A 26,254-nucleotide genomic window follows, 5' to 3' on the forward strand; every position below is an offset into this window, starting at 1 on the left:
GGCAGCCATGGCCGCCAGCATAATGCTGGCGGCTTTTTTTATGCACGAAAATGATGCATCGCAGCACCAGGCTCTAATTATGTTCCGACATTATCTGATTATCTCCCGGCATTATCTCGCCTTCCCCAGCAAGGCCAGCGATAATCGCCGACGCACCAAAATTGTGCATCTGCAAAATATTACAAATGTAAAAATTTGCAACATTCATGGACATTTGAAAAAATGACAATTTATTAAATCGCAGATGAAATTTAAAATAAACACATATAAAACAAGTACTTACACAATGCACGGCGAATATTTTCATTGCATATAATGCAATTTCTTGATATTTATTAGCACAGTTTCTTTTTCCCACCATCAATTTTTTACCAAATATGTAAGCACAAAAATATTCTAGATTAACTGTTGTGTCAACGTGACAATATTAAAAAAAAACATAGCGCGACGTTTCCGAAGATGTTTTGATAAAGGTCTAGGCAAAACTGTTTATACGGTTCTGCAACAAAAATCGCTCAAGCGATCCACTAGACCGGGAAAGCTGGCCATCGCATAACGATGGTCGGCCATGTGTTCAGCAGTTGAAAATTGATGGAGAATATTTTGTTCAAAAGAATAGTCTTAAAACAAAGCGTCATCGCTGTCGCCCTCACCTTATCTTCCTCGCAACTGGTATATGCGCAGCTGGCTCCGCAAGAGCCGGCGCTGCAAAAAATCCTGATCACCGGCTCCAACCTGAAACGGGCCGACAAGGAAGGCACCTCGCCTGTCGATGTGATTACCGCCAAGGACATCAAGGACAGCGGCGTGTCGACCGTTGCCGAACTGATGAAGCTGGTACCGTCCATGGGCACCGACACCAATCAGGATCAGGCCAGCGGCAGCGGTTTTGCCAAGGGCGTCGCCACCGCCTCGCTGCGCGGGCTGGGCTCGAGCTCCACGCTGATCCTGCTGAACGGACGGCGCATGACGCCATCGGCCTACGCCGACCCGAACAACGGCAACTCCACCCTGTATGACTTGAACAGCATTCCCCTGTCCGCGCTGGACCGCGTCGAAATCCTGAAAGACGGCGCATCGGCCGTCTACGGCTCGGACGCCATCGGCGGCGTCATCAACTTCATCACCAAATCGAACTACCGCGGTGCGCAAATCGCCGGCAATGCGGGCGCGAATGACGACGGTCTGTTCCGCCGCAAGAACGTCAATGGCTTCTTCGGCACGGGCGACCTTGAAACCGACGGCTACAACGTCTTTGCCGCCGTCGACTTCTCGCAACGCGACCGCGTTGCCCGCCGCGACGTCAAGGACATTGCCTACTCGACCTACCAGGACTTGAACGGCCGCTTCCGCTCCAACTACTCGAGTTCCATCTCGAAGTATGCGGCGGTGTACCGCGAATCGGCGCCAGGTTCGCGCAACTTCGGCGTCACCCAGGCAAACGCCCCGCAGCGCCTGACGTTCAACCTCGGCTGCGATGCGTCGCAACAGATCACGGGCGGCGTCAAGGATGGCCTGCTGCCGACGAGTGTGCTGATCGGCCGCACCTTCTGTAACTATGACGCCGACCAATTTCTCGAAGGCCAGGGCGACGGCCGCGATGCGAGCGTACTGAGCCGCGGCACCTTGAAGCTCAGCAACTCCATCACGGGCTACGCCGAAGCGGCATACACGCGCTCCTCGCGTTCGTACACGGGCGCGCCGATCACGCTCGGCACCACCTCCGTCACCAACTACATGGCGACGGGCCTGGCCGATCCATTCCAGGTCATCCTGCCGATTGGCCATCCGGACAACCCGCTGACGAATGCCCGTGCTTCCGTCGCCTACCGCTTTGAAAACCTGCGTGGCGGCTCGGAAACGGTCAACCAGAACATGCGCCTGCTGACGGGCCTGCAAGGCGACCATTTCGGCTGGAGCTGGGACACGGGCCTGCTGTGGAACCGCTCGGAACGCGATGAAACGCAATATGGCCGCCTGTACCTGCCAACTTTGCGCAAGCTCAACACCGGCACGTCGCTGGCACAACTGGCGGCCGATCCGACCATCAGCTACGATCCGAAAAGCGAAGGCGTAGCGGAAATCGTCCAGCTGGACGGCAAGGCCAGCACGGAATTCGGCAAGCTGGGCGGCGGTGCCATGGGTCTGGCCGTCGGCTTCGAACTGCGCCAGGAGAAAATCCGCATCGATCCGGACAGCAAGGTTGCCAACGGCGAGATCTACGGCCAGTCCAATACCATCATCGACGGCCAGCGCAACGTCAAGTCGGCCTTCGTCGAGCTGCGCACGCCATTCACCAAGAGCTTCGAGATGGACTTTGCCGGCCGGGTAGACAAATATCCTGGCATCAAAACCAACTTCGTGCCAAAAGTGGGCGCCAAGTGGACCGCCACCGATACGCTGGCCTTCCGCGGCACGTATGCCGAAGGTTTCCGCGCTCCGGCGCTGTCGCAAGTGACGCCAGGCGGCGCGCAATTCTTCCTGTCCGGCGTGTGGGATCCGAAACGCTGCCAGGAAGATGAAAGCACACCGCGTCCCGGCGGCGTGACGGCCGACTGCAGCAAATCGATTTCCGGCGTCGGTGGCGCCAATCCGGACCTGAAGCCGGAAACGTCGAAAAGCTACTCGCTGGGCCTGATCTACTCGCCGACCTCCAACATCGACGTGGTCGTCGACGTGTACCGCGTACGCAAGGAAAAAGAAGTGGCGCTGGGTACGGCCAGCGAAGCGCTGAAAAACGAAGACCGCTCGCCGGAAAACGTCTTGCGCGACCAGAACCCGGCCAACTTCATCACCGATGCGAACGGCAATCCGATTCCCGGCACGGGTACCCTGCTGTCGGTCAAGACGCCTTGGTCCAACCAGGGTTCGACCGAACTGCGCGGTGTCGACTTCGAAGGCCGTCTGCGTAACAAGCTCGGTGAATGGGGTTCGCTCAGCACCGCCTTGCGCGGCACCTACGTCTACAGCTACAAGCTGGAGCAGCATGAAGGCGACACGGTCAGCAATGTGACCGGCACGCGTCCCGGTCTGTACGACTGGCAATTGTCTACCGGCACCGACATGCCGAAAGTCAAGGCTTCGCTGACCACCAACTGGACGCTTGGCGACCATAGCGTCAACGCCTCGCTGAACTTCGTTGGCAGCGTATCGCTCAAGCGTAACCGCGACGGCGCCCAGATCTACGACCAGCCTTTCTGCTACTACGGCACGAAGAAGCCTACCGATGCGGCGCCGGATCGCAATACCACGATCCCTGGCTACGAAGCGGCCTTCCCGGACTGCAAAGTGGCCAGCTGGACCACGGTGGGCCTGGGCTATACGTACACCGGCTTCAAGAACCTGAGCCTGGGCATCAACATCCAGAATCTGTTTGACCGCGCCGCACCGTATGATCCAGGCTACCCAGCCGTCGGCTACAACGAAGGCTTGCATAATGCCTATGGCCGTTACTTCACCTTCAATGCGCGCTACACGTTTTAATTAACGGTACGCACAAGCAAACGCCTCCTTCGGGAGGCGTTTTTTTTGACCGCTACTCGAAGGGATTGGCCACCGACGTCACCTCGGGCGGCGGCAGCTGGTCGGGCAGTTCCTGCTTTTCCAGCTGGGCCACCACGTCGCCCAGCAGTTTTTGCAGCTGTTTCGCCAGCACCAGGCCCGGCTTGTCCAGGGTCAGGTCGATGTCGCCGCTGATGCTGATGCGGTCGACACGGTTTTCGATGCTCAGGCCGCCGATTTCCAGCACATCGCTTTCATTGGCGTAGGGGACGAATTTCTTTGCGCACATATGACTTCCTCTCAAGCGGATTATTTTCTGGACTTGCTATTGACCTTGGGCAAACTCAGCATGCGCAGCTTTTGCTGCCGCGACAGCGACGGTAACAGATCGATGCCGATCCTGTCTTCCAGTTGCGCAATGCTCAGCACTTCATACGCCTTGGTATCGACGTTCTCGATGAAATAGGCGGCGCCGGCGCGCTGGCGCGGGCTGTACACGGCCTTGTACAGATGGCTGGGCACAATCACTCTTCCCACCTTGCGCAGGTTGCCGCCGATAAAAGCCGGTCCCGTGATCACATATAAGTCGCCCTCTTTCTTCGCCATCTTGCGCACGGCGCCCTCGATGCCGGCCCACACATAGCGGTTGTTGCGCGAGTCTTGCGGCACCATGTTGGCCAAGGTAAAGCTGTCGCGCTGACTCTTGCGGTCCGGCATGTCGCCGTTCGGCGCCATGTGGCCACGGTCGAAGCCGCTGCGCGCATAGTCGGCCAGTTCCGCGCGCTGGGCGGCGGGCAGCTGGCGTTCGGCATGGAAGGAGTTTTCGCGCGACAAGTCCTGCGCCGCGTCGAGGTTGTTCGCCGTCAAGTGCTCGGCCGACCACAGGGGTGTGCGCGTGATACCCGAGTGCATCACGCCAAACACCGTGTAGCACAGTTCTTTGGTCGCCACGTCCAGCTTGGGATTGGTGATTTCCGGCTTGCGGCCATCGACATAATGGGCGGGACAGGCGTCGGCATGCGCCAGGTTCGCGGCAAAGGCGGAAGCCAGCACGCCGCACGCCAGGGTCAGCCTGGCGATCGATCGATGAATCATATTTCCCTTTGAAATCTTTGCAGGCCAGCATTCTAGCGGACGGCGGCCCCCGCCACAAACCTGTACAGCCTGGCGTGCGCGGCGGAGAATGGGCGTGCAGGCGGCCCTGCACAGAACTGGCGCAAATAAAGCCCAACAAGCAGCGCACAGCCATTCATATCTGCTAAGATTGCCTTGATTCGTTCGCATCGACCATTCAAGATTTGGAGAGCATATGATCAAAAAAACCCTGCTGTTGATCGTTGTCGTCGTCGCCGCCATCCTCGGCTATGCCACCACCAAACCCGACACCTTCAGTGTCCAGCGTGAAATCACCATCAAGGCCCCGCCCGAGAAAATCGCCGGCCTGATCACGGATTTCCACTACTGGGCCGCCTGGTCGCCGTGGGAAAAGCTCGATCCGGCCATGCGCCGTACGTTTACGGGACCGGCCAACGGCCTGGGCGCGCAATATGCGTGGCAAGGCAATGACAAGGTGGGCGCCGGCCGCATGGAAATCACGGAAGCGGCCCAGCCCGAACGCACCGTCATCAAGCTGGACTTCCTCAAGCCGTTTGAAAGCCACAACACCACCACCTTCAGCATGACGCCCGAGGGCGAGGGCACCAAGGTGAACTGGACCATGACGGGCCCCAGCCCTTACGTCAGCAAGGTCATGACGGTCTTCGTCAGCATGGACAGGATGATCGGCAAGGATTTCGAAAAGGGCCTGGCCAACCTGAAAGCGGCTGCGGAGCGCTAAGCCCGCGCCATGCAAACCAAAACAGGGCCCGCGCGGCCCTGTTTTTCATCGTGCCCGCCCCCCCCCCCCCCCCCCTTGCAGCGCGATCTGCGGCAAGGGAGCGCGCGCCGTCAGAATTGCTCGATCCAGGCCGCCAGGTGGTCTGGCGTGAGCGCTGGTTCAGCCTGCACCACCTTGCCCTGCAAGCCTTGCTCCGTCTTGCTCAGCTGCAAAGACCAGCCGCGCCGCGCCAGCCACAGCAGGCTGGCCAGCCAGAACGCGTGGGTGGGCGAAACGGGCGTGGTGGTGGGCGTTTCCAGGAATTCCGTCAGCAGCCGGCCATCGAGGAACAGCGCCGTGCCGCCCTGGTTTTGCAGCGATGTGCCAAACGCGGGCAGCAGCATGTCGACCGCCTGCTCCACGCCCCGCCCCGGATGCTCGCGCTCGAGCGCGTCGAGCTGCTGGCGCACGGCGGCGGCAAACGCCGTGCCGCGGAACGCTTCCGAACTGACCAGGTCGGCATAATCCATCAGCAGCCAGTCCGGCTCGGGCGGCGTGACGCCGGCCGTCAGGGCGGCCGACAGATACGCTTCCACGGGCAGCTGCTGTTCCGGACCGGCCAGGCTGGCGCACAGCGCGTACAGGGTGCCGATGCGGTTGGCGACGGCTTGCCGCTGGCGCACCATCAGCTTTTCGCGCAGCAGCTGGGCGTGCTCATTGCGCAGCCGCGCCAGTTCCAGCGCCTGCTTCAATTCCATGCGCAGGGCCGCGATATCCCACGGTTTCTGGATGTAGCGGTGGATCTGCCCCTGGTTGACGGCTTCCACCGTGTGCTCCAGCTCGGAATACGCGGTGGTCAGGATGCGCACGATATGCGGATGGCGGTCCCAGGCATAGGACAGCAGCTCGTTGCCGTAGGCGCCCGGCATGCGCTGGTCCGACACCAGCACGGCGATGCGGTCGGCCTGCTCGTCGAGGATGCGCTTGCCCTCCTCGACCGAGGTGGCCGTCAGCACGTTGGCCAGCGGCGCGATAGCGCGCTGGAAATATTTGAGGGCGTTGGCCTCGTCATCGACATAGAGTATCGTCGGCAAGCCTTGCGCCGGCTCAAGCTGAGCCGGTAAACGCAGATTGGCGTCAATCATGCTCGTTCCTTATATGTACTGGAAAATTCAGGGTTACCGTGGTGGAATTGCCAAACTCGGTGGCGATATCGAGGTTGCCGCCAAACGACTGCATCATGCGGTGGCAGAACACCATGCCCCAGCCCTTGCTCTCGTCGCCGCTGGCACTGACGGGGTCGATCAACAGCTGCTCGACAATGTCGGGCGCGATGCCGGCGCCATTGTCGCGCACCTGGATGCGGCCGGCATCGATGCGGATGCCGATGGCCGGGTGGGCTTGCTCGCCGGCCGAGCGCAAGGCATTGGCCAGCACCGATGAGAGTATCAGCGCGACGCAATTGGGCGACTCGGCAATGGCGAAATCCTCGCCCTGCTCGACCGTGATGGCGGCGCGCTGGGCCGTGCTCAAGGGATAGCTGTCGAGCAAGGCGGCCAGCAGCTGGCGCGCGCTGCCGGCGCTGCGTCCGCCCTGCATGCCCGGTCCCGCGCTGGCCAGGCGTACCGTGTCGACAAAGCTGCCCAGCACGGACAGGCAATAACGCGCATTGTCGTGCATCAAGGCAGCGGCCTCGCCGATCTCGGCCTGCGGCGCGGCATCCGCCTGCGCGCGCCGCGCGATGCCGCGGGCAAAATTGGCGATGGCCGCCAGCGGCGTGTTCAATTCATGCGCGAGGAAGGCCAGCGATTCCTCCATCGCCACCAGACCCTGCCGGCGCGCGGCCCGCTCGCGGCCCGTCTGCACGGCCAGCTGCAGCGCCGTCTGCATGGCGTTCAGATCGAGCGGCTTTTCCAGCAGGCGGAACAGCGAGCCGCCATTGATCAGCTCCAGCAGCACGTCCTTGTCCGCGTACGCCGTCACCAGCATGCAGACTATGTGCGGATAACGCTGCGCCACTTCCTGCAGCAGCTCGCTGCCCAGGCGGTCCGGCATGCGGTAATCGGTCACGAGCACATCGACCTGGGCAGCCTCGTCTTCCAGCAAGGCCAGCGCCGCATCGACGCTCTGCGCCGTCAGCACGCGGTAGCGCGAGGCGGCGGCACGCTCGAAATACTTGCAGGCGAGCGCCTCGTCGTCCACATACAGCACGCTGGCGCGGCTATCGTTGTCCATGCTAACGGCCCTCCCAATCGGAGCGCTGCAAGTCGAAATTCATGCTGGCCCATTCGCCCAGCTCGCTTTCGGCGCTCAAGGTGCCGCCGTGGCGTTCGATCACGCCATAGCTGATGCTCAAGCCCAATCCCAGGCCCTGCCCCACTTCGCGCGTGGTAAAGAACGGTTCGAACACGCGCGCCAGGTTTTCCGGGGCGATGCCGGGACCGTTGTCGCGCACGCTGATGCGCAGGCGGTTTTCTTCCCAGTGGGCCGTGATGCGGATCTCGAACGGCGGCGCATTGCCCTTGCGCATGGACAGCACGGCATTGCCCAGCAAGTTGATCAGCACGCCCACGATGGCGGCCTCGTCGCCGCGCACCAGGGTGTCGACGGGCAAGTCGTGGCTGATGCTGACATTTTTCGTTTCATGGCCCACCAGGCGGATGGCCGCGTCGAGCGCGCTGCGGAACTGGAAGTGTCCCGTTTCCAGCTGGTTGCCGCTCTTGCGGTAGGCAAAGGTCTTCAAGTCGGAAACGATGTGCTGCACGCGCAGCATGCCCTGCTTGGCGTCGGCCAGGCATTCGCTGACGAGCGCGCTTTGCTTGGCGGCCGGATCTTCGATCGCCACCTCGATGGCCATCATGCAGAAATTCACGGGATTGTTCACTTCATGCAGCATGCCTGCCGCCAGGGTGCCGATGGCGGCCATTTTCTCCTGCTGCAGCATCTGTCCCTTGATATCGGCCAGGCTTTTATTCGTTTCTTCCAGCTGCGTGTTCTTTTGCGCCACTTCCGCCTTCAGCTGGAACAGCATGAAACGGGCGCGCTCATTGAAATAGGTAAATACGGCACTGATGCTGGCCGACATGATGAGGAACAAGCAATTGACGACAAACGTGCCCGCCAGGTCGAAACCGCCCGCATGCCAGGCACAGGCGGCCACGTACAGCAGGCAGGAGATGGCGCCGAAAACCATATTCTGCCACAAGCCGAAGGCCAGCACGATGCCCGACGAATAGATGGCCAGGGTCATGCCCACGTAATAGATCGAGGTGGCGCCTTCCGTGACGGCAATCATCCAGGCGATCATGATTTGCGGCAGGATCAGCCAGACAAAGGTCAGGCCCTGGATGCGGTCCTGCGCCCAGCGCGTGCGCATGGCCAGCACGACGCAAAAGATCAGCACCGACACGAGGATGCGCGCACCGGTGAACGCCGACTGCTTGTCCGGATACAGGGCCGAATCGAGGCCCATGCCCAGCAGGATCAGCACGATGCCCGTGTAGGCCCCGCCGCGGCTGAATTCCAGGCGAAAGTCGCGCAGAACGGCCGTGTAGCCGGCGTGCAGGCCTGGAGTGTCCATCAAGGAATGCTCACTTCCGCGAACACATTCACGCCCGTCGCGTCGACATAGATTTTCGGCTCGATCGCATGTTCGGGCAGCAAGGCCGACAAGCTCGCTTCATTGCGATAGATCAAATGCCACTCGAGCAAATGCTCCATGCCGAACTTGCCCGGATTGTCGGCGTGCACATTGGTCACCAGCAGGCGGCCGCCCGGCCCCACGCGCGAGGCAAAGTGCAGCAGCAGGCGCGCGCAGACCTTGTCCGACAGATAGTCGAACAGGCCGGCGCAATACACGGCGTCAAAAACGCCGGGCAAGCCCGTGGCGCCCGAACCATGGCGGCGCTTGAGCAGGTTGTGCACGGAGTCGTGCACGTAGTCGATTTCCACCACGCGCCCCGTGCGCTGCATGATGGTGGTCAGGCGCGCGCGCGTCCAGTCCAGGGTCTCGCTGCTGAAATCGACCAGCTCGAAAGCCAGCCACTGCGCATCGGGGCACGTTTCCAGGAAACGCTGCACCTCGATGGCGGGGCCGCAGCCCACGTTGAGCACTTTGTAGACGCGTCCCGCCGCGCGGGCCGCGGCGGCCTTCTGCGCCAAAAATTCCGTCAGGATATCGATGCGGTTGCGGTGCGCCGTGGCCACGGCCGCCTGCAGGAAGGCGGCATTGACGATCTGAAAGTAGGTGCTCGGTCCCTGGCGCGGATCGTCCAGCAGCTGGTTGACCATCTGGTAGTCGCCCGCATAGCCGAGCGGCTTGGTAAACGTGCGGAAGACGAACGGCGCGCGCAGGATCAGCGGATGCAGGGCCGCCTGGGCAAACGCGCGGTGGGCCGGCGCCCGCTCTTCCTCGACGAGCGAGGCTTCCACCTCGAGCTGGCGCAGGTACAGCTGGGTCTGCTCCATCAGCGGCAGGGCCAGCTCGTCGAAGATATCGGGGCGCAGCCTGCCGTTTTCCTTGGGCAGCGAGTCGGACAAGTCGACCTGCTCGACCCAGCGCGCCACTTCCGACAGGAAGGCGCGCATTTCGTTGACGACGATCTGGTAGTCGCGGCGGATGCGGAAGCGCTCGCCCCAGCCCGCGACAAAGGCGCTGGACTCTTTCAGCACGGCGCCCTTGACCACCACCACGTCGCTCAGTTCGCGCCACTCGTCGATCAGGGTCACGGAAACGATGGCGGTCAGGCCCGTGTTGACGCTGCTGATGACGACGGCCTTGCCCACGTAGGCATTCTTCGCCCCCATGCGCACCGTCACGTCATTGAGCACCTCGCTGACCTGCACAATCGAGTATGGATTGTAGATTTCCATGACCAGCGAATTGCGCTGCAAGTTGAAAATCGTGCCGCGCACCGCCTCACCCTGGGTGTTGCGGAAACTGACGACTGGATCGATCTGCGATTGTGAATACACGATTGAGCATTATCAAGTTGCCCGGTTTCCGGCGCGCCACACTGGGGACGCCAGTTTCCAGGCTGGGTTAAGGCACGGCACACCGGTCATCGCCGCCGGCCCGCCATCGGTATGGCGGCGTTACGGCGTCACCTGACGCCTTGCCGGATCGCCTCAAAGCGCGTCTGTTCGCTCTCTGATCGAGTGTACTATGGATGTAGCAGAACGGGCAATTGTTCCCTCCGGAACGACTACCTGTGGCGCTGGCGCGCAACGCCCCCGTTCATCCGGCCACGAACAGGGCCAGCGCGTGACGCAGCAGCTGCGGCGTTTGCCCCGTCCAGCGCTTGAACGAGCGGCGGAAGTTGGTGGCATCATGAAAGCCGAGGTAGGCGGCCACGGCATCGTTGTCGTAGCCATGCGCCTGGAACAGGTAGATGGCCTTGTGCGCGCGCACCTGGTCCAGCTCGGCCTGGAAATGCGTGCCATGGCGCGCCAGGTGGCGCTTGAAGGTGGCGGGACTGACGCCAAACTCCTGCGCCGTGCGCTCCAGGGTGGGCGCGCAGCGGATGTTAGCCAGCAGATAGTCGTACAGCGCGCCCAGCAGGCTGGCGGCAGGCACGGGCGCCAGGGCCGCCGCCCGCAAGGCCAGCGCGGCCGCCGTGGCATTGCCGCGCGGCCAGGGCTTGTCGAGCCAGCTGGAATCGATGAGCATGGCGTCGACCTGGCAATCGAAGCGCAGCGCCTGGCCCAGGTGCACCTCATGCTGCTCCACGTGACGGGGCCGCGCCCGGTTGAAGCAAAAGCGCCAGGGCAAGGATTCGCCCGCCAGCCAGCGGCACATGGCCGCCAGCGCCGTCATGTGCATTTCCACCAGAAACGGCAGCTGGCTCGGTGCGCCGAACGCATCGACCCAGTACAGCACATGCATGTCGCCCGCCTCGCGCATGCGCGGCTGCAGCAGTGGACACAGCAAGGTATGGAATCCGCACAGGATGCCCAGCGCCTGGCGCAGATTCTGCGCCTGCAGCAAGGCATGGCTGGCCGCGCCGTAATGGCCGGGCAGCATTTGCTGGCCCAGCATGAAGCTGGTATCGGCACTGTCCAGGCCGCGCGCCACATTGGCCAGCAATTGCAGGTATTGCGCGGCGCTGACCTGGCTTTCCGCGGACGGCAGCGGCCCCCCATCGAGGCCCGTACCCTTGAGCAGGGGCGCCGTGGCCAGCTCGCGGCTGCGCGCATAATCGAGCACCAGCGCGGGCTGGTGGTGGGCCGCGATGCTGGGGTCGCCTTGCTGGTTCAGGAGCATCAGGCAGGCGCGGCGGCATTGACCGCGGAACCGGGCCGCGGCGTTTCCACTGCACGGCTCAGTTCGGCGAGCACCACTTCCGGCACGCCATCGGTCAGCGCGCAGGCATGGCGCAGGCTCAGGCGGATTTCGCGGTTGTCGTTCGTGTGGTGGCGCATCTGCCCCACCATCGCGCACAGGTGGCGCGCCTTCGCGGCCGCATCTTCGCGCGACACGCCCGGCATCAGCACGGCAAAGCGGTCGCCCGCATAGCGGCACAGCAAGTCGTCATTGCGCAAGTTCAGCAACAGCATATGGCCCACGGCTTGCAGCACGCGGTCGCCTTCGCGGTGGCCGTATTCGCGGTTAATCAGGTGAAAGCTGTCGATGTCGAGCAAGACCAGAGCGCAGTCGAGGCCGGGCCGGCGCTCCTGCTCCAGCCGCATCTGCGTGCGCAGGTAGCTGGCGTCGGCCAGCTGCGTGATGCGGTCGAAGGCGCGGTGGTCGCGGAACAGGCGTTCGCGCTTTTGCAGGTGTTCGTTCAGGCGAAACTGTTCCTGGCGCCAGTAATACATGCCGATCGTCAGCACCAGCATGCCGAACGGAATCAAGGCTTCCAGCCAGTTATCCCACACGGCACTCTTATCGACGGCAAAGAATTCATCGAGGCAATCAGCCCAGGAGCCCAGCATGATGGCGCACAGGCCGCCTGCGATCAGGCTCGTCACGCGGCCGCGGGGACGGCTGCTGAGAGTGAACAAGAACCAGATGCCCGCCATGACGGCCGTGCCGCCTTCGCAGACGATATCCATCCACTTCCAGATGGCAAACGGTTTAGCGTGCCCAAGTGTGGCGTACAGGAAAAAGAACAGGGGCAACGCCAGCGCGGCGGCAATCAGGCTGTTACGGTGCAACGGCAGCATGTGGGGAACCTTTAAAAGTGGTGCTGTCGCCACGATAGCGCCCGCCCATGACGGCACGATGACATGCCCCACGCCCGTGCGGCAGGTGCAAACGGCTCATCATTCGCAGCCCAGCCGATGCAAATCCGGCAAGCCATTGCCCATGCGCCCTGCGCTGGCAGGTCATTTCAGCTCACCATGGTTCATTTCCGTTCGGAAAGCGGCCCCATGCCGTGGTTTTCACGGCGGCCCACCCTTGCCTGTCACGCAACCGTCATATTTGCTGCCTAGAATCCGCCCGGTTCCTTCCCCCTAACCGAGCCCACCATGAAAACCATGCACACTTCGACTCCCTCCCCGCTGCGCCTGACGGCCCTGACCCTGGCCATCATGGCCGTGTTCAGCGGCGCCAGCCAGGCCCAGGCGCAAGCACAGGACGATGGCCAGCCAGCCGCCACCGTGGTCGTCAGCGGCCAGCGTGCCAGCCTGCGCAACGCCATTGCCGCGCAAGAGAAAGCCGACAACATCATCAGCGTCATCAGCAGCGACGATATCGGCGGCTTGCCCGATAAAAATGCGGCCGAGGCGCTGGCCCGCTTGCCGGGCGTCTCCGTGCAGCGCGACCAGGGCGAAGGCCGCTACATCACGGTACGCGGCCTGGGGCCGGACCTCAATGCCGTGACCATCAACGGCGCGCTGGTGCCGTCGCCGGAAGCGGGCCGCCGCGCCGTGGCGCTGGACATCCTGCCTGCCGGCCTGATCCGCACGCTGGAAGTCTCGAAAACCTTGCTGCCGGAAATGGACGCCAACTCGCTGGGCGCCACCATCGAAGTCAAATCGCTGTCCGCCTTCGACTTGCCGGGCAAGCTGCTGTCGGCCAACGTGGGCGCCAGCCATGATGAAAAGACGGGCAAGACCAGCCCCAGCGGCGGCGCCCTGTGGGCCCAGCGCTTCCTCGATGGCAAGCTGGGCGTGGCCGCCGGCCTGAGCGCGGAAAAGCGTTCGTTCGGCTCGGATGACGTGGAAACGGGCGGCGCCTGGAGCAAGGGTAAATTGTCGGGCCTGGAATTGCGCGACTACCTGCCCGTGCGCAAGCGCGGCGCCCTGGCCGTCAATCTCGATTACCGCCCGGAAGCGGGCAACAGCTGGTTCTTGCGCTCGTTCGTCAGCGAATTTTCCGATAATGAAGTGCGCGACCGTTTGACCATCAGCAATATCGCGGGCGGCAGCCTGGCCGAAGACCAGACGGCCAGCGCGCGCGCCGAGCGCCGCATCCGCCAGCGCAAGTACACGCAGCAAGTGCGCTCCCTGGTGCTGGGCACGCAGCAGAAGTCGGGCGACTGGACCCTGGATGTAAAAGGCGGCCTGAGCCGCGCCACGGAAGACACGCCGGAATCCTTGAACGATGGCCGTTTCCGCGGCATCAGCAATTTCGCCGGCATCAGTTTCGATGGCACCGAGCAACCATTGCTGAGCGGCCCCGCCTCGCTGTACGACCCGGCCAGCTACGCGCTCAACGCCATCACCCTGCAAAAGCGCTACTCGAAAGATAACGAACACCACGCGCGCATCGACCTGACACGCAAGTTCGACATCGCCACGCTGAAATTCGGCGCGAAAGTCAGCCGCCGTGAAAAGACCAATGACACGGATCAATGGGCGTATAACAGCAGCAAGGCCACGAGCGGCAATTACTGGGGCGCCGGTTCCACCTCGATGAGCAATTTCGTGCAAGGCCACAAGCTTGACTACGACCTGGGCAACATCGGCGTGGCGCTGGACCCGGCCCTGATCCGCGCCCGCGTGGCGGGCCTGGACCGCGACAAGGCACGCCTGGCCACGGAATCCATCATCAACGACTACCGCATGCATGAAGACATCAACGCCATGTATGTGCAGAACAGCTACGACTTCGACGCCTGGCACATCCTGGGCGGCGTGCGCGCCGAACGCACCAGTTTCGAGGCGGCAGGTTCGCAAGTGGACAGCGCTGGCGTGGCCACGGCCTTGACGCGCGAACGTTCGTACACCAACTGGCTACCGAACCTGCAAGCCCGTTATGACCTGGATCACAAGACCAGCGTGCGGGCCGCCTGGACGCAAGCCGTGGTGCGCGCCAACTTCAGCCAGCTGGCGCCCGGCATCAGCCTGGCCAGCAATACGGAAGCCGTGATCGGCAACCCGGACTTGAAACCCTTGAAGGCGAACAACCTGGACCTGGGCATCGAGCGGGTGCTGGGCAACGACGGCGTGATGTCGGCCTACGGTTTCTACAAGGACATCAAGAATTTCACCTACACGACGAACCTGGCCGGCACGGGCCAGTGGGCAGGCTACACGACAGCCACCTCGTATGCGAATGGCGACGCGGCCAAGGTCAAAGGCATCGAACTGGCCTACATGCAGCCGCTGCGCATGCTGCCGGCGCCGTTCAACAAGTTGCTCGTCGGCGTCAACGGCACCCTGAGCACCTCGAGCGCGCAAATCGGCCGCTTCGACAAGGCCAGCAACAAGCAGATGAACCGCGACATCCGCCTGCCGGGCCAGTCGAACCAGGTGATGAACTTGATGCTGGGCTATGAAACAGGACCCGTAAGCGCCCGCCTGGCCCTCAACTACAAGTCGCCGTATCTGCTGGAAATGGGTGGCGACATCCTCGACCAAAGCCAGGACCATATCGTCGACAGCCAGAAGCAGCTCGATTTCTCGCTGTCCTACCAGATCAGCAAGCAATTCCAGGTCGTGTTCGAGGCGGCCAACCTGAACAACGAAAAATACTATGTCTACCAGGGCACGAAGCAATACAACGTGCAGAACGAACAATATGGCCGCACCTTTAAAGTGAGCCTGAAAGCCAGCGCCTTCTGATGATGATTGCCAATACCATGAAAAAAACCGTACTCTGCAGCGCTTTGCTGGCTGCCTTCTGCCTCGGCGGCACGGCGCAAGCGGCCTCTGCCCAAGCCGTCCCTTCGTTCACGCAGGAAGCGGAAGAACTGGCGCGCCTGCCCGGCGGCGGCTGGCTGCTGCTCGACAAGCATGGCTTGCGCCTGTTCAACGCTGCGGGCCAGGAACAGGACCGCATCGCCGTGCGCGCCAAGCAGCTCGACACGCGCAGCGATGGCGGCAAGGTGCTGGCCGTCTTCCTGGAAGCGGACACGCAGCGCCCCCTGCCCGTCTCCGTGGACGTGCAGGCTGGCAAACTGGTCAAGCTGGCGCCGTTTCCCGTGCCCACGTTCTCCGTGGAAGCGTCGTGCCTGTACCGCGACGCCCAGCAGCTAGCCCATCTGTTCTTGATCGGCAAGGATGGGCAAGCGGAACAGTGGGTGATACAGGGCGAGCAGCGCCAGCTGGTGCGCAAACTGGCTTTGCCGCCGCACGCCAAGCATTGCCGGGCCGACGATGGCGCCCAGCGCCTGCTGGTGAGCGAGTCGAACATGGGCGTGTGGGCGTATGACGCCGAGTCCGAAGGCATGGGCAAGCGCGAAGTGGTGGCCCTGCGCAAGCCGTATGGCCAGCTGGACGGCGGCGCCGGCGCGCTGGCCGTGTTGCCCGGCGGCGTGGCTGTGCTCGACGGCAAGGCGGACAAGCTGCACCTGTTCGCCCGCCAGGGAAGTCAATGGACGGCGCAGCCAGCCCAAGCCGTGGCCTTGAACGTGCGCAAGGGTGAAAGCCAGCTGGCGCTGGACAAGGACTCCTTGCTACTGCGCGGCAAGAACGGTTGGCAAGCGCGGCCCTTGAAATGGACGGGCAAGGCGGAAACGCAGCCTGCGGCCGCCATCATCGCCCCGCAAGCGCAGACGGAACCGATGGCGCGCCAGGGCGACGCGGCCGACGACCCGGCCATCTGGCTGTCCAGCAACCCCGCCGACGCACGCATCCTTGGCACCAACAAGAAGCAAGGACTGCTCGTCTACGACCTGCAAGGCAAGCAGACACAGCTGCTGGAAGTGGGCCGCCTGAACAACGTCGACGTGCGCCAGAATATCCAGTTGGGCGGCAGCAAGGTCGACCTGGCCGTGGCCACCCAACGCGACGACAACAGCATGATGCTGTTCACCATCAATGCCGATGGCGTGGTGGCGGAAGCGGGCCGCTTCCCTACTGGCCTGAAAAGCATCTACGGCATGTGCTTGTACCAGCCGGCCAGCGGCGGCGTGGAAGCGTTTATCAACGACAAGGACGGCACGTTCCAGCAGTACAGCATCGGCCTGGAAGGCAACAAGTTCAGCTCCACCCTCTTGCGCAGCTTCAAGGTGGCCACGCAACCGGAAGGCTGCGTGGCCGACGACGCCAACGCCCGCTTGTTCCTGGGCGAGGAAACGCGCGGCGTGTGGACCACCTCGGCCGACGCCGCCAAGCCGGACGCGCTCGCCATGGTCTTGCCCGTGGGCGCGCACCTGACGGCCGACGTGGAAGGCATGGCCATCTACCGCCAGTCTGGCGCCAAGGCCAACACGGGCTACCTGATCGTTTCCAGCCAGGGCGACAGCAGCTACGTGGTGCTTGACGCGCAAGCGCCGTACAAGGTGCGCGGCCGCTTCAAGGTGGGCTTCAATTTACCCGCCGGCATCGACGGCACCTCGGAAACGGACGGCCTCGACGTCACCTCCGCCAACCTGGGCGGCGCGTACGCGCAAGGCATGCTGGTGATCCAGGACGGCTACAAGCGCTTGCCCGACGGGCCGCAGAACTTCAAGTATGTGGCGTGGGGGGATGTGGCGAAGGCCTTGAAGCTGGACTAGTGACACGGGGGCGGCCCGCACAGGCCGCCCCTGCCGCCGCGCGACAGACAGGTGCTAGGCCGCGCGCGGCAGATCGATGGCGAAGGGCATGCTGTCGCCAAAAAAATCCACCTTGCCCGTCAGCGCCAGCCGCTGCGCCGACAGTTCCACCAGGCACAGGTCCGCCACATCGCGGTATTCCATCATGTAGAGACTGCATTCACAGTCCGTACTGCTGGCATCGACGGCCAGCCCGTGCACGGGCGCGGCATCCATTCCCGCAACGAGCAAACCGTGCAAAGAGAATGACGGCGGATACAGCGCCCACGACCACGGTGCGTCGTCGTCTTCCGTCAGCCGCATGAACTCATCGTCGTCGGCCTCGATCGTGATATTAATTTCCCGCATGCCATTGGCAAGTGTCGCCACGCTGATCCGCGATTTCGCGGCATCCACGGCAAAATTGGTGTCGCCGATACTAAATACATACATTCAACACTACTCCATCGTAATAAGTCAGGGCACAGCGGCACGCACGGAAAGCGTTCCCGTCGCGCCCGGCTGGGTCAAGGACATGCGCAGCACCCAACTGCGCATGCTCTTCGAAATAATCGCCTATGACCGTGCGAAACGCCATGTTGGCATCGTCGAAATTGGCCCATGCCTGCCATTCCAGGCAAACGCAATTTTCGCTTCGGATGAGGGGGTATAGGATGCAACGAAATCCACTGCCAGTGCTGTCATATTCTCAATTCATGCCGATTCAGGCTCTGCCTATTCCCGTGGACTGCTTGCCAGCCAGCGAACAGACGCGGGCACTCCATCAATCGCCCTGCTGTTGCCAAAACGCCTTGCCGCCCTTGATATAGATCAAGGCACTGGCAGAACCCTCTTTCGCCACCACGATTCCATCCGTTTTCAGCTTGAGGGATTTTTCATGATAGCTGTGCTGCAACGATCCCTTGTCTTCCACCTGCCACACTTCCAGCCAGGCGAAATCGTCGCCGCCGTTGGACAAGGCATGTCCGGCACCGACGACGAGGGGCGCCGTCTTTTGCCTGAACAGGAAGACGATGCCCTCCTTCTTGCTATCCTTGTTCTTGACGAGCACGGCCAGATCACCCTTGCCATCGCCATCGAAATCGCCGCGCAGGACAAACGGGTTCATGCGCGCACTCACTTCGACCGCTTCGCGTTTGGCCAGACTATCGAGCTGTTGCGTTGCCCAGACCGGCAATTGCGCCTGCGGCGGCAAGGCCTGTGCTCCAGCCATGCCGGCAGCAAACACCAAGGCGATGGTCACTGCCATGCTTTTGCAATTCATAGAGCGGCTCCATAGAGACAAAGAATCGTTGGCGGCACCCCACTGATCAGTGGTGTACCGGCAGAATAGCATTATCAGAAAATACTTGCACTATTACAACAGTGTCCGCTCCGCATTGCCGCCAGTACGGGCGGATAAATGCCGTCCGTTGCTGATCTGCCAGCGACTAGCGGCCTGTTGCGTATTAAAATGGCGCCCCATGACCTCCCCCGCCTCGACCTCCCCCCTCTCCGACAGCATCCTGCTCCCTTCCCTGGCCGTATTGGGAGGGCAGATTTCCGTCAATCTGGGGGCCGCGATTGCGAAGAATCTGTTTCCCGTCATCGGCGTGGAAGGGATTACGGCATACCGCGTGGGGTTTTCGGCGCTGATACTGCTGGCCATCTTCAGGCCCTGGCGCTACCGGCTGACGCGCAAGGATGTGCTGAATCTGCTCGTCTACGGTTCCGTGCTGGGACTGATGAATTTATTGATCTACCGGGCGTTTGCGCTGATACCGATCGGCATCGCGGTCGCGATCGAGGTGACGGGGCCGCTGGCCGTAGCCATGCTGTCGTCGCGCCGGCCGCGCGATTTGCTGGCCGTGGCGTGCGCCGTGTTCGGCCTGTATCTGCTGCTGCCCCTGCAGGGCAGCCCGGGCAGCCTGGACCCTGTCGGCGTGGCGTATGCGCTGGGAGCGGCCCTGTGCTGGGCGCTGTACATCATCTTCGGCAAGCGCGCCTCGACCTTGCAGGGCGGGCAAGCCGTGGCCTGGGGCATGACGGTAGCGGCCATGGTGACGGTGCCCATCGGCATCACCTATTCGGGCACGGCCCTGCTGGCGCCATCGATTGCCTTGATGGGGCTGGCCATTGCCATGCTGTCCAGCGCCCTGCCGTACTCTCTGGAAATCTTTGCCCTGCGCCGCTTGCCGCAAGGGGTATTCGGCATGTTCAGCGCCGCGGCGCCAGCCGTCAGCGCGCTGGCCGCCATGGCCGTGCTGGGAGAACTGCTGAGCCTGACCCAATGGCTGGCCATCGCCTGCATCGTGTTTGCGTCGGCCATGGCAGCGCTGGGCGCCCAGGGCGGCAAGCGGTAGCGGTAGCGGTAGCGGTAGCGGGTAACGAATAAGCGATAACGGCATTCAGTCCGTCCGGCACCGGCGCCGCTTCATGCAGCGCGGCCTGGCATCGCCGCGCAGCGGGCGGGCGGGCGGGCGGGCAGTATTTGATGTCCGCCTGTAAAATAAGGCATTGCTTGCCCTATCGAACATTCAGTACCGTACCTTCCCGCCTTAGCGATGACATCTATCTTCACAGCGACCTTTACAGCCACCTTTCGCCTGCTCTCCCCGCTTGCCGCTGCCGCCCTGCTGCTGGCGCCAGGTACCACCGCGCAGGCAGCAGCCGCTCCGGCGCCCGCGCCTCCTCTCAAGGGCAATGCCGAGGCGGGCAAGGCCGCGTTTCGCAAGTGCGCTTCCTGCCACCAGGTGGGACCATCGGCGCGCGGCGGCTTCGGTCCCAAGCTGACGGGCGTGATCGGCCGCAAAGCGGGATCCACCACCGATTACAAATATTCAGCAGCCATGAAGAACGCGAATATTGTCTGGACCGAGCAAAACCTGGCCGGATTCCTGAAAGCACCGAGCGATTTCATTCCGGGAAACAACATGCGTTTCTGGGGCATCGGCAATACGCAACAAGTGGCCGACTTGCTGGCCTACCTGCGCACCCAGTAAGCCCACCCGCAACGCATGCACAGTGCATGCGGCGCACCCCATCTGCGCATGCGCCAACGAAGCTGCCGGCCATCAAGCAGGCCGTACTCAAGCAAACCGGACCCTGGCCTGCCAACCCGCACGTCGGCAGGCAGGCGCCGCGCAGCACACTGCATCCAACCCAGGACGCCAGGTCAAGCCTCCAGCGCTTGCAGCACGCCCTTGCGCTTTTTGTGCGCAGCTTCATAGGCACGCAGATGCTGGCGCTGGGCAGCGGACAGGCCGGCCAGCTTGTCGCGGATTTACGCCACCGTCAAATGCGGGCAGCCGGCGATGGGCAGGTCTGACGCCGGTGCATCCGAGGCAGGGCTGCGGGCCTTTCTCCGCTTCGGCATCTCCCTCGTTTCCCCTGCCTGCGCCCTTTGCTTGTTCACGATGCGCGCCGCGACTTCTTCCTCGCGGCCCCGATAGCGCCCGTCCTGCCTGAACTGCTGTTCCAGCTTCCTGAATTCGCGTTCGCGTCTGGGATTTGCACCGGTGGGCATGGGCTTTCCCTAGGGCTTGCCTGGCAGCTTGCGCACGCACAGGTAGATGGAATACAGCGCCGCCAGCCCCACCAGCACATACACGCCGCGCGACGCCGTCGTCATGGCGCCCAGGATACGGGCCACGATGTCGATATCGAACAGCCCCACCAGCGCCCAGTTCAAGCCGCCCACGATCAGCAGGATCATGGAGATCCAGTCGACCACATTCAGGCGCTTTTCCGTCATTTCCTCGTTTGCCGCACCGTCCGAACCTGCCTGGATATTCGCCATATCAACCTCCTGAGATTGGAAGAAAGGACCCGCCGCCGGGTCCGTGCAAGGAACAGTGTAGGCGCGGCTCCGGCAGGCACCAGTCGGACGATGCCGGGGATAGTGGTAGGACGAGTCTGTAATCGGACCGGTGATTTTATCTGGCAACAGATCCGGCACACACGACAGACACTGCACCCCATCACGGGCGCTGGCGAATCGCGCAACGGTGCCGCATGCGCCGCGCCATCGCCGCCTGTTGCTAAACAAGCAGTGACCAATTCCAATATGGAAATATTTATAGATTACTTAGTACTGCACTGCTACACTCATTTCACCCCAGCAACGTCAGGGGCAATAGCGCCGCATCATGCGCCTGGCATGGCAAGCGGCCACCATGGGACAACAGCTGAGGGGACATGAATATTTCAAACATACGCATCGGGGTACGCCTGACAACGGGATTCTTGCTGGCATCGCTGTTACTGGCGGTGGTCGTCACCATCAGCACGTGGCAACTGGCCACGGTGAGCGGGGAAATCGACAGCAGCGTGAACCAGCGGTATGCGCGCATCGAGCAATTGCAGGCACAACGCAATACGCTGCAAGCCCAGGCGGCGCCGGACGCTGTCTCGCCGCCAGCGGGCCAGGCCCCGGCCATGCAGGCGCTCGACCAGCAGATCGCCGCGCAATCGGCGCAGATGCGGGCGGCAGGCGATGCCGCCATGGCCCGCGCGCACAATACCAGCGTGCTGATCATTGCACTGGGCCTGGCAGGCGGCGTGTTGAGCCTGCTCACGGCATGGTTCATCAGCAGCGGCATCGTGCGGCCCCTGCGGCACGCCGTCAAGGTGGCGCGCAAGGTGGCCGGCGGCGACCTGAGCGGCAATATCCGCGTCGAATCGGGCGACGAGGTAGGCCAGCTGCTGCAGGCACTGAAAGACATGAATGCCAGCTTGATCCATATCGTGGGCGACGTGCGCGGCGGCACGCACGATATCGCGGGCGCCTCCGGTGAAATCGCCGCCGGCAACCTGGACTTGTCGCAGCGCACGCAGGCACAAGCCAGTTCGCTGGAGCAGACGGCCGCCTCGATGGAAGAACTGACGGGTACCGTCAAGCAAAATGCGGATAATGCGCGGCAAGCCAACCAGCTGGCCCAGTCGGCCGCCGACGTGGCCGGCAAAGGGGGCAAGGTGGTGGCCGAAGTGGTCGATACCATGAGCTCGATCAATGCCTCGTCGAAAAAGATCGTCGACATTATCGGCGTCATCGACGCCATCGCCTTCCAGACGAATATCCTGGCCCTGAATGCGGCCGTGGAAGCAGCGCGGGCAGGCGAACAGGGACGGGGTTTTGCCGTCGTGGCCGCCGAGGTGCGCACCCTGGCACAGCGCTCGGCCGGCGCAGCGCGGGAAATCAAGCAACTGATCGGCGACTCCGTGGAACGGGTCGATGCAGGCGCGCGCCTGGTCGATGCGGCGGGCGCCACCATGCGCGAAATCGTGGCCAGCGTACACCGCGTGACAGACATCATGGGCGAGATCAGCGTGGCCAGCGGCGAGCAATTGTCCGGCATCGAGCAAGTCAATGCCGCCATCGTGCAGATGGAACATGTGACGCAACAAAACGCCGCGCTGGTAGAACAGGCGTCGACGGCCGCGGCCAGCATGCAGCAGCGCGCCCAGCAACTATCGGGAACGGTGGGCATCTTCACCTTGGGCAATGAAGTGGCGCCCATGCACGCGGCACCGGCCATCAGCCTCGTTGCCGCGCAAGGTGCGACGCAGGACAGGGCGGCACCTGCGCCGGCACGCTTGCGCCCTCCTGTCGTTAGAGCGCGCCTGAAAGCCTGAGTTCCTGACCTACCTTGTTTGAAGCTGCTTGTGACACTGCCTTACAGCTGCTTGTACAGGATGGTGGTGGCGTCCAGCCGGTCGCCGACCGGCGCCAGCGCATAGCCGGGGATGCTGCCCGCCACCACATAGCCCAGCGACAAGTACAGCGCTTCCGCGTGGTCGCTGCTGCGCGTGTCCAGGGTCAGCAGGCTGCGCGGCAGCTGGCGCGCCCGCCCTTCCACTGCCTGCATCAGCAAGCGGGCGATGCCGCGCCGGCGGAACGCGGGCGCGACCAGCAGCTTGCGCACCTCGGCCCGGTGCGCCTGGTTGGGATTGGTATCCCAGTCCAGCTGCACGGCGCCCGCCACCTTCCCTTCCACTTCCGCCACCAGCAGCAGGCGCACGCCCCGCGTCACGGCAGGCAGCACATTGTCCGTCCAGAATGCCTGGCTAGCCGCCCCGTCGAACGGCAGGATGAAGCCGATGCTGGCGCCGTCGAGCACGCAGTCTTGCAGCAAGGCGCCCAGTTCCGGCAGCCGCGCGCGGATATCGGCGGGTGTAAAAAAACTGAACGATGGGGGCATGGCAACGTCAGACAATGAACAGAAAATAACGGGCGCCGCTGTCGGGCGGCGTGACAAACGTGCTGGCGCCCTGCAGCTGGTAGCGCAGGCAATCGCCGGCTTGCAAGGCGTGGGAGCGGCCGTCGGCCGTCACGGTCAGCTGGCCTTCCTGCAGCAACAGATGGTGTTCCATGCCGGGCCGGGGCGAAGCGGCATAGGCGATCGTCACGCCCGCGCCCAGCTCGCATTCGAGCGCTTCGCCGGCCAGCGCTCGGGCGGGCGGCGAGACGGAACGGCGGATGAAGCCCGTGTCCGGGTCCGTCCACACGCTTTGCTGTGCCCGCCGCACGAGGGGCGCGAAATCGTCTTCCACCATGCGCATCAGGCGCGACATGGCCAGGCCATACGCGGCGCACAGCTTGCCCAGCACATTGGTGGTGGGGCTGACCTCGCCATTTTCCAGGCGGGATAATGTGGCGCGGCTGACCTGGCTGGCACTGGCCAGCTGGTCCAGCGACCAGCCCCGCTCCACGCGCAACTGTTTCAGACGCGCCGCCAGCCGCTGCTCCGTATCGTTCTCGGTAACCATAGCATTTTCCATATATGGGAATTTATCCCATAAAAGAAAATATGGCAAGCAGCCAGCACAGTTGCTCAACGCACAGACCTGCACGCGGATGCCAGGCAACATGGCGCCACCACTACAAGGAGAAGCCATGTCCGCCACCCCCCCCACTCCCCAGCCGCGCCAGGGCCAGGCGCCCGCGCCGCTGGGCAGGGTTGAATTTCACCTGCAATTCATCCGCTCGTTTGCCGACCCCACGTTCGACGCCGTGCGCGGCGCCCTGGTGCAGGTGGAAGAAGTGGCGTGGAAGAATTACCAGGGTGGCCGCAAGGCGCCCCTCACGCAAAAGGCGGGGCCGGGTTTTGCCGACCCGGACTATGAGCTGTCCGTGGAATGGGTGGCCACGCGCGAGCGCCTGCTGGCCGCCGAAGCGCGCCAGAAAGACCCTGCCACGCCGTCGCGCGTGCTGCTGATCTGCGGCGCGGCGCGCAATGACGGTTCGTGTCCCGGAGAAATCTCGAAAACGTGGCGCATGACGCAGTGGGCCAAGGAAGTGCTGCAGGCCGAGCACATCGAAGCGGACGTGCTGGACCTGAGCTTGCTGACCTCCTCGTATGATCTGCACATTCACCCGTGCAAGGGCTGCGTCTCGACGGCCATGCCCCTGTGCCACTGGCCGTGCAGCTGCTACCCGAACCATGGCGAACGGCAGACCAACGACTGGATGGCGGAGATTTACGAGCGCTGGACGGCCGCGCACGCCGTCATCATCCTCACGCCCGTGTACTGGTACCAGACGCCCGGCGTGCTCAAGCTGATGATAGACCGGCTCGTGTGCGCCGATGGCGGCAATCCCGATCCCACGTCCACGCACGGCAAGAAAGCCGTGGAAGCGAAGGCGCTGGAATTACAGGGCTGGAATTACCCGAAACACCTGGCCGGACGCGCATACGGCCTCGTCGTGCATGGCGACGTGGCCGGCATCGAAGGCGTGCGGCGAGGCCTGTCAGACTGGCTGGACTGGATGGGCCTGGTCGACGCGGGCGCCAAGTCGCGGCTGGACCGCTACATCGGCTATTACGACAGCTACGCGCAAAGCCATGAAACCCTGGACCGCGACACCAATATGCAGGAAGAAGTGCGCAACGTGGCGCGCGCCGTGGCGCAAGCCGTCAAGCGGCTGCGCGCTGGCGCGCTGACGCCACCCGATGCGGGCCTGTCGCCGCCGCGCCCCAAGTAGGGATGCGCCCGGCTCAGGCGCACAGCGGCAAGGCAGCAGCGCAGCAGCGCAGCAGCAGCAGCAGCCTTGCCCGCTAGCCCGCCATGCGCGACGCGTGGCGGCACAGCTCCAGGAAACCCGTCAAGCGGGGCGAGAGTATCTTCTTGGACTGGCGGATCAGGTAAAAGTTGCGCTCCAATGGCGGCAGCATGGTTTCCAGCTCCACCAGTTGCCCGCTGGCAAGCAGATCGGCCACGACGACCCGCGACAGGCAGGCGATGCCCAGGCCCGCCGCCGCGCCATACTTGATCGCTTCCGAGTTGCTGAACTCGCCTGCGGCGCGCAGGTAGTGCAAATACGGCACCAGCGCCTGCTCCACGGCTTCACGCGTGCCCGAGCCCGCTTCGCGCAGCAGCCAGCCCGCCTGGTTCAGCTCTGTAAAACTGAGCAGATGGCGCAGCTGCGCCAGCGGGTGCGTGGGCGCGGCCACGATCAGCATCTGGTCCGTCAGCCACGGCTCCACCAGCAAGCCCGCTTCGTGGCACGGCCCTTCGATCAGGCCGATATCGACCTGGAAGGCGGCCACGGCGGCCGCGATGTCGGCCGTGTTGGCAATCGTCACCTGCGGAATGCTGCGTCCGTATTGCTGCGCCGCCTGCGCCAGGATGTGCGGCAGCAGATAGATGCCGATGGTGGTGCTGGCGCCGATCTGCAGGCTGACGGGCACGGACGGGTCGGCGCCCGCGAACTGGCGCTCGATGCTGGCGGCCCCGTCGCGCATCTGCCGCGCCTGCGGCAACAATAGACGGCCATTGTCGTTGAGCAGCAATCGCTTGCCCACCCGGTCGAACAGTTGCGCACCGAGCAAGGCTTCCAGTTCGTTCAAGGCCGCGCTGGTGGCCGATTGCGACAGCGCAATGCGCTCGCCCGCCGCACTGGTGCTGCCCGTGTCCGCTACAGCCAGGAAAATCTGCAATTGCCGCAAGGTCAATGCCATGGTGCCACGCCCCCTCATTTACCTATTTAATCGGTTAAACATACAAAAACAATCCGTTTTACCATTTAATG

At 63.1% G+C, this 26,254-nt stretch carries 24 protein-coding genes; 9 read left to right on the forward strand and 15 right to left on the reverse strand.

The genetic code is table 11. The annotated features are described in order from the left end of the window. The first annotated feature begins 7 nt into the window (after positions 1-7). Both VPH41_RS11155 and VPH41_RS11160 read left to right on the forward strand, forming a co-directional pair. Positions 8-226 (forward strand): hypothetical protein, encoded by a 219-nt coding sequence (locus tag VPH41_RS11155; protein WP_328570032.1) that lies wholly within the window; start codon positions 8-10, stop codon positions 224-226. 377 nt (positions 227-603) lie between these two features. Continuing rightward, complete coding sequence (locus VPH41_RS11160) at positions 604-3,483, forward strand: TonB-dependent receptor plug domain-containing protein (protein WP_193317328.1); 2,880 nt, start codon at positions 604-606, stop codon at positions 3,481-3,483. 52 nt (positions 3,484-3,535) lie between these two features. On the opposite strand, the gene VPH41_RS11165 is transcribed toward VPH41_RS11160, so the two are convergent. Both VPH41_RS11165 and VPH41_RS11170 read right to left on the reverse strand, forming a co-directional pair. Beyond that, a complete protein-coding gene (locus VPH41_RS11165) occupies positions 3,536-3,790 on the reverse strand; it encodes a hypothetical protein (RefSeq protein WP_328570033.1) in 255 nt (84 codons plus the stop codon). Positions 3,791-3,810: 20 nt separating this feature from the next. Next, positions 3,811-4,596 (reverse strand): DNA/RNA non-specific endonuclease, encoded by a 786-nt coding sequence (locus tag VPH41_RS11170; protein ID WP_328570034.1) that lies wholly within the window; start codon positions 4,594-4,596, stop codon positions 3,811-3,813. 214 nt (positions 4,597-4,810) lie between these two features. Between VPH41_RS11170 and VPH41_RS11175 the strand changes: the two genes are divergently transcribed. Continuing rightward, entirely contained in the window at positions 4,811-5,338 is a 528-nt protein-coding gene (locus VPH41_RS11175) for an SRPBCC family protein (protein ID WP_328570035.1), read from the forward strand. 110 nt (positions 5,339-5,448) lie between these two features. On the opposite strand, the gene VPH41_RS11180 is transcribed toward VPH41_RS11175, so the two are convergent. The 6 genes from VPH41_RS11180 to VPH41_RS11205 all read right to left on the reverse strand — a co-directional run bounded on the left by VPH41_RS11180 (position 5,449) and on the right by VPH41_RS11205 (position 12,481). Then, positions 5,449-6,462 (reverse strand): response regulator, encoded by a 1,014-nt coding sequence (locus VPH41_RS11180; protein WP_328570036.1) that lies wholly within the window; start codon positions 6,460-6,462, stop codon positions 5,449-5,451. Then, positions 6,455-7,552: a hybrid sensor histidine kinase/response regulator gene (locus VPH41_RS11185; protein ID WP_328570037.1), complete on the reverse strand. Its 1,098-nt coding sequence runs from the start codon at positions 7,550-7,552 to the stop codon at positions 6,455-6,457. The genes VPH41_RS11180 and VPH41_RS11185 overlap by 8 nt, the downstream gene beginning before the upstream one ends. Position 7,553: 1 nt before the next feature. Further along, positions 7,554-8,897 (reverse strand): sensor histidine kinase, encoded by a 1,344-nt coding sequence (locus VPH41_RS11190; RefSeq protein WP_152280814.1) that lies wholly within the window; start codon positions 8,895-8,897, stop codon positions 7,554-7,556. After that, a complete protein-coding gene (locus tag VPH41_RS11195; protein ID WP_328570038.1) occupies positions 8,897-10,291 on the reverse strand; it encodes a class I SAM-dependent methyltransferase in 1,395 nt (464 codons plus the stop codon). The genes VPH41_RS11190 and VPH41_RS11195 overlap by 1 nt, the downstream gene beginning before the upstream one ends. Positions 10,292-10,553: 262 nt before the next feature. Then, a complete protein-coding gene (locus VPH41_RS11200) occupies positions 10,554-11,579 on the reverse strand; it encodes an AraC family transcriptional regulator (RefSeq protein WP_328570039.1) in 1,026 nt (341 codons plus the stop codon). Next, complete coding sequence (locus VPH41_RS11205) at positions 11,579-12,481, reverse strand: GGDEF domain-containing protein (RefSeq protein WP_328570040.1); 903 nt, start codon at positions 12,479-12,481, stop codon at positions 11,579-11,581. The genes VPH41_RS11200 and VPH41_RS11205 overlap by 1 nt, the downstream gene beginning before the upstream one ends. A 306-nt stretch (positions 12,482-12,787) precedes the next feature. Between VPH41_RS11205 and VPH41_RS11210 the strand changes: the two genes are divergently transcribed. Both VPH41_RS11210 and VPH41_RS11215 read left to right on the forward strand, forming a co-directional pair. Further along, a complete protein-coding gene (locus tag VPH41_RS11210) occupies positions 12,788-15,328 on the forward strand; it encodes a TonB-dependent receptor (RefSeq protein WP_328570041.1) in 2,541 nt (846 codons plus the stop codon). Between the two features lie 17 nt (positions 15,329-15,345). Next, positions 15,346-17,205, forward strand: coding sequence for a phytase (locus tag VPH41_RS11215; protein WP_328570042.1), 1,860 nt, complete (start codon positions 15,346-15,348; stop codon positions 17,203-17,205). A gap of 54 nt (positions 17,206-17,259) precedes the next feature. Here the strand turns inward: VPH41_RS11215 and VPH41_RS11220 are convergent, their stop codons facing one another. Both VPH41_RS11220 and VPH41_RS11225 read right to left on the reverse strand, forming a co-directional pair. Then, the gene (locus VPH41_RS11220; protein ID WP_328570043.1) at positions 17,260-17,640 is read right to left on the reverse strand and encodes a hypothetical protein; all 381 of its coding nucleotides are present in this window, start codon (positions 17,638-17,640) and stop codon (positions 17,260-17,262) included. A gap of 367 nt (positions 17,641-18,007) precedes the next feature. Next, positions 18,008-18,493: a hypothetical protein gene (locus tag VPH41_RS11225; protein WP_328570044.1), complete on the reverse strand. Its 486-nt coding sequence runs from the start codon at positions 18,491-18,493 to the stop codon at positions 18,008-18,010. Positions 18,494-18,707: 214 nt separating this feature from the next. Here VPH41_RS11225 and VPH41_RS11230 point away from each other — a divergent pair, with 214 nt between their 5' ends. After that, positions 18,708-19,586, forward strand: coding sequence for an EamA family transporter (locus tag VPH41_RS11230; RefSeq protein ID WP_328570045.1), 879 nt, complete (start codon positions 18,708-18,710; stop codon positions 19,584-19,586). Between the two features lie 201 nt (positions 19,587-19,787). Further along, a complete protein-coding gene (locus VPH41_RS11235) occupies positions 19,788-20,225 on the forward strand; it encodes a c-type cytochrome (protein WP_442906258.1) in 438 nt (145 codons plus the stop codon). A gap of 281 nt (positions 20,226-20,506) precedes the next feature. Here VPH41_RS11235 and VPH41_RS11240 read toward each other — a convergent pair whose 3' ends face one another. Together VPH41_RS11240 and VPH41_RS11245 are read right to left on the reverse strand one after the other, a co-directional pair. After that, entirely contained in the window at positions 20,507-20,749 is a 243-nt protein-coding gene (locus VPH41_RS11240; protein ID WP_328570046.1) for a hypothetical protein, read from the reverse strand. A gap of 9 nt (positions 20,750-20,758) precedes the next feature. Continuing rightward, complete coding sequence (locus tag VPH41_RS11245) at positions 20,759-21,022, reverse strand: DUF378 domain-containing protein (protein ID WP_226940949.1); 264 nt, start codon at positions 21,020-21,022, stop codon at positions 20,759-20,761. A gap of 398 nt (positions 21,023-21,420) precedes the next feature. On the opposite strand from VPH41_RS11245, the gene VPH41_RS11250 reads away from it, so the two are divergent. Next, positions 21,421-22,857, forward strand: coding sequence for a methyl-accepting chemotaxis protein (locus VPH41_RS11250; RefSeq protein WP_328570047.1), 1,437 nt, complete (start codon positions 21,421-21,423; stop codon positions 22,855-22,857). Between the two features lie 41 nt (positions 22,858-22,898). On the opposite strand, the gene VPH41_RS11255 is transcribed toward VPH41_RS11250, so the two are convergent. After that, positions 22,899-23,423 carry a GNAT family N-acetyltransferase gene (locus VPH41_RS11255; protein WP_328570048.1) on the reverse strand — a complete coding sequence of 175 codons (525 nt, stop codon included), beginning with the start codon at positions 23,421-23,423 and terminating at the stop codon, positions 22,899-22,901. A gap of 7 nt (positions 23,424-23,430) precedes the next feature. After that, positions 23,431-24,003, reverse strand: coding sequence for a helix-turn-helix domain-containing protein (locus VPH41_RS11260; protein WP_328570049.1), 573 nt, complete (start codon positions 24,001-24,003; stop codon positions 23,431-23,433). A 115-nt stretch (positions 24,004-24,118) separates the two neighbouring features. Here VPH41_RS11260 and VPH41_RS11265 point away from each other — a divergent pair, with 115 nt between their 5' ends. After that, entirely contained in the window at positions 24,119-25,207 is a 1,089-nt protein-coding gene (locus tag VPH41_RS11265; RefSeq protein ID WP_328570050.1) for a flavodoxin family protein, read from the forward strand. Positions 25,208-25,280: 73 nt separating this feature from the next. Here the strand turns inward: VPH41_RS11265 and VPH41_RS11270 are convergent, their stop codons facing one another. Next, positions 25,281-26,183, reverse strand: coding sequence for a LysR family transcriptional regulator (locus tag VPH41_RS11270; protein ID WP_152280799.1), 903 nt, complete (start codon positions 26,181-26,183; stop codon positions 25,281-25,283). Positions 26,184-26,254: the final 71 nt, after the last annotated feature.

Origin of the sequence: Janthinobacterium sp. P210006, assembly GCF_036231885.1 — a bacterium.
Taxonomy (GTDB): domain Bacteria; phylum Pseudomonadota; class Gammaproteobacteria; order Burkholderiales; family Burkholderiaceae_D; genus Janthinobacterium; species Janthinobacterium violaceinigrum.

Bases quoted from the DNA above. Each gene is read 5' to 3' on its own strand.
- VPH41_RS11155 (WP_328570032.1), top strand. From the start codon at position 8: ATGGCCGCCAGCATAATGCTGGCGGCTTTTTTTATGCACGAAAATGAT.
- VPH41_RS11165 (WP_328570033.1), bottom strand. From the start codon at position 3,790: ATGTGCGCAAAGAAATTCGTCCCCTACGCCAATGAAAGCGATGTGCTG.
- VPH41_RS11170 (WP_328570034.1), bottom strand. From the start codon at position 4,596: ATGATTCATCGATCGATCGCCAGGCTGACCCTGGCGTGCGGCGTGCTG.
- VPH41_RS11175 (WP_328570035.1), top strand. From the start codon at position 4,811: ATGATCAAAAAAACCCTGCTGTTGATCGTTGTCGTCGTCGCCGCCATC.
- VPH41_RS11180 (WP_328570036.1), bottom strand. From the start codon at position 6,462: ATGATTGACGCCAATCTGCGTTTACCGGCTCAGCTTGAGCCGGCGCAA.
- VPH41_RS11185 (WP_328570037.1), bottom strand. From the start codon at position 7,552: ATGGACAACGATAGCCGCGCCAGCGTGCTGTATGTGGACGACGAGGCG.
- VPH41_RS11190 (WP_152280814.1), bottom strand. From the start codon at position 8,897: ATGGACACTCCAGGCCTGCACGCCGGCTACACGGCCGTTCTGCGCGAC.
- VPH41_RS11200 (WP_328570039.1), bottom strand. From the start codon at position 11,579: ATGCTCCTGAACCAGCAAGGCGACCCCAGCATCGCGGCCCACCACCAG.
- VPH41_RS11205 (WP_328570040.1), bottom strand. From the start codon at position 12,481: ATGCTGCCGTTGCACCGTAACAGCCTGATTGCCGCCGCGCTGGCGTTG.
- VPH41_RS11210 (WP_328570041.1), top strand. From the start codon at position 12,788: ATGAAAACCATGCACACTTCGACTCCCTCCCCGCTGCGCCTGACGGCC.
- VPH41_RS11215 (WP_328570042.1), top strand. From the start codon at position 15,346: ATGAAAAAAACCGTACTCTGCAGCGCTTTGCTGGCTGCCTTCTGCCTC.
- VPH41_RS11225 (WP_328570044.1), bottom strand. From the start codon at position 18,493: ATGGCAGTGACCATCGCCTTGGTGTTTGCTGCCGGCATGGCTGGAGCA.
- VPH41_RS11230 (WP_328570045.1), top strand. From the start codon at position 18,708: ATGACCTCCCCCGCCTCGACCTCCCCCCTCTCCGACAGCATCCTGCTC.
- VPH41_RS11235 (WP_442906258.1), top strand. From the start codon at position 19,788: ATGACATCTATCTTCACAGCGACCTTTACAGCCACCTTTCGCCTGCTC.
- VPH41_RS11240 (WP_328570046.1), bottom strand. From the start codon at position 20,749: ATGCCCACCGGTGCAAATCCCAGACGCGAACGCGAATTCAGGAAGCTG.
- VPH41_RS11245 (WP_226940949.1), bottom strand. From the start codon at position 21,022: ATGGCGAATATCCAGGCAGGTTCGGACGGTGCGGCAAACGAGGAAATG.
- VPH41_RS11250 (WP_328570047.1), top strand. From the start codon at position 21,421: ATGAATATTTCAAACATACGCATCGGGGTACGCCTGACAACGGGATTC.
- VPH41_RS11255 (WP_328570048.1), bottom strand. From the start codon at position 23,423: ATGCCCCCATCGTTCAGTTTTTTTACACCCGCCGATATCCGCGCGCGG.
- VPH41_RS11260 (WP_328570049.1), bottom strand. From the start codon at position 24,003: ATGGAAAATGCTATGGTTACCGAGAACGATACGGAGCAGCGGCTGGCG.
- VPH41_RS11265 (WP_328570050.1), top strand. From the start codon at position 24,119: ATGTCCGCCACCCCCCCCACTCCCCAGCCGCGCCAGGGCCAGGCGCCC.
- VPH41_RS11270 (WP_152280799.1), bottom strand. From the start codon at position 26,183: ATGGCATTGACCTTGCGGCAATTGCAGATTTTCCTGGCTGTAGCGGAC.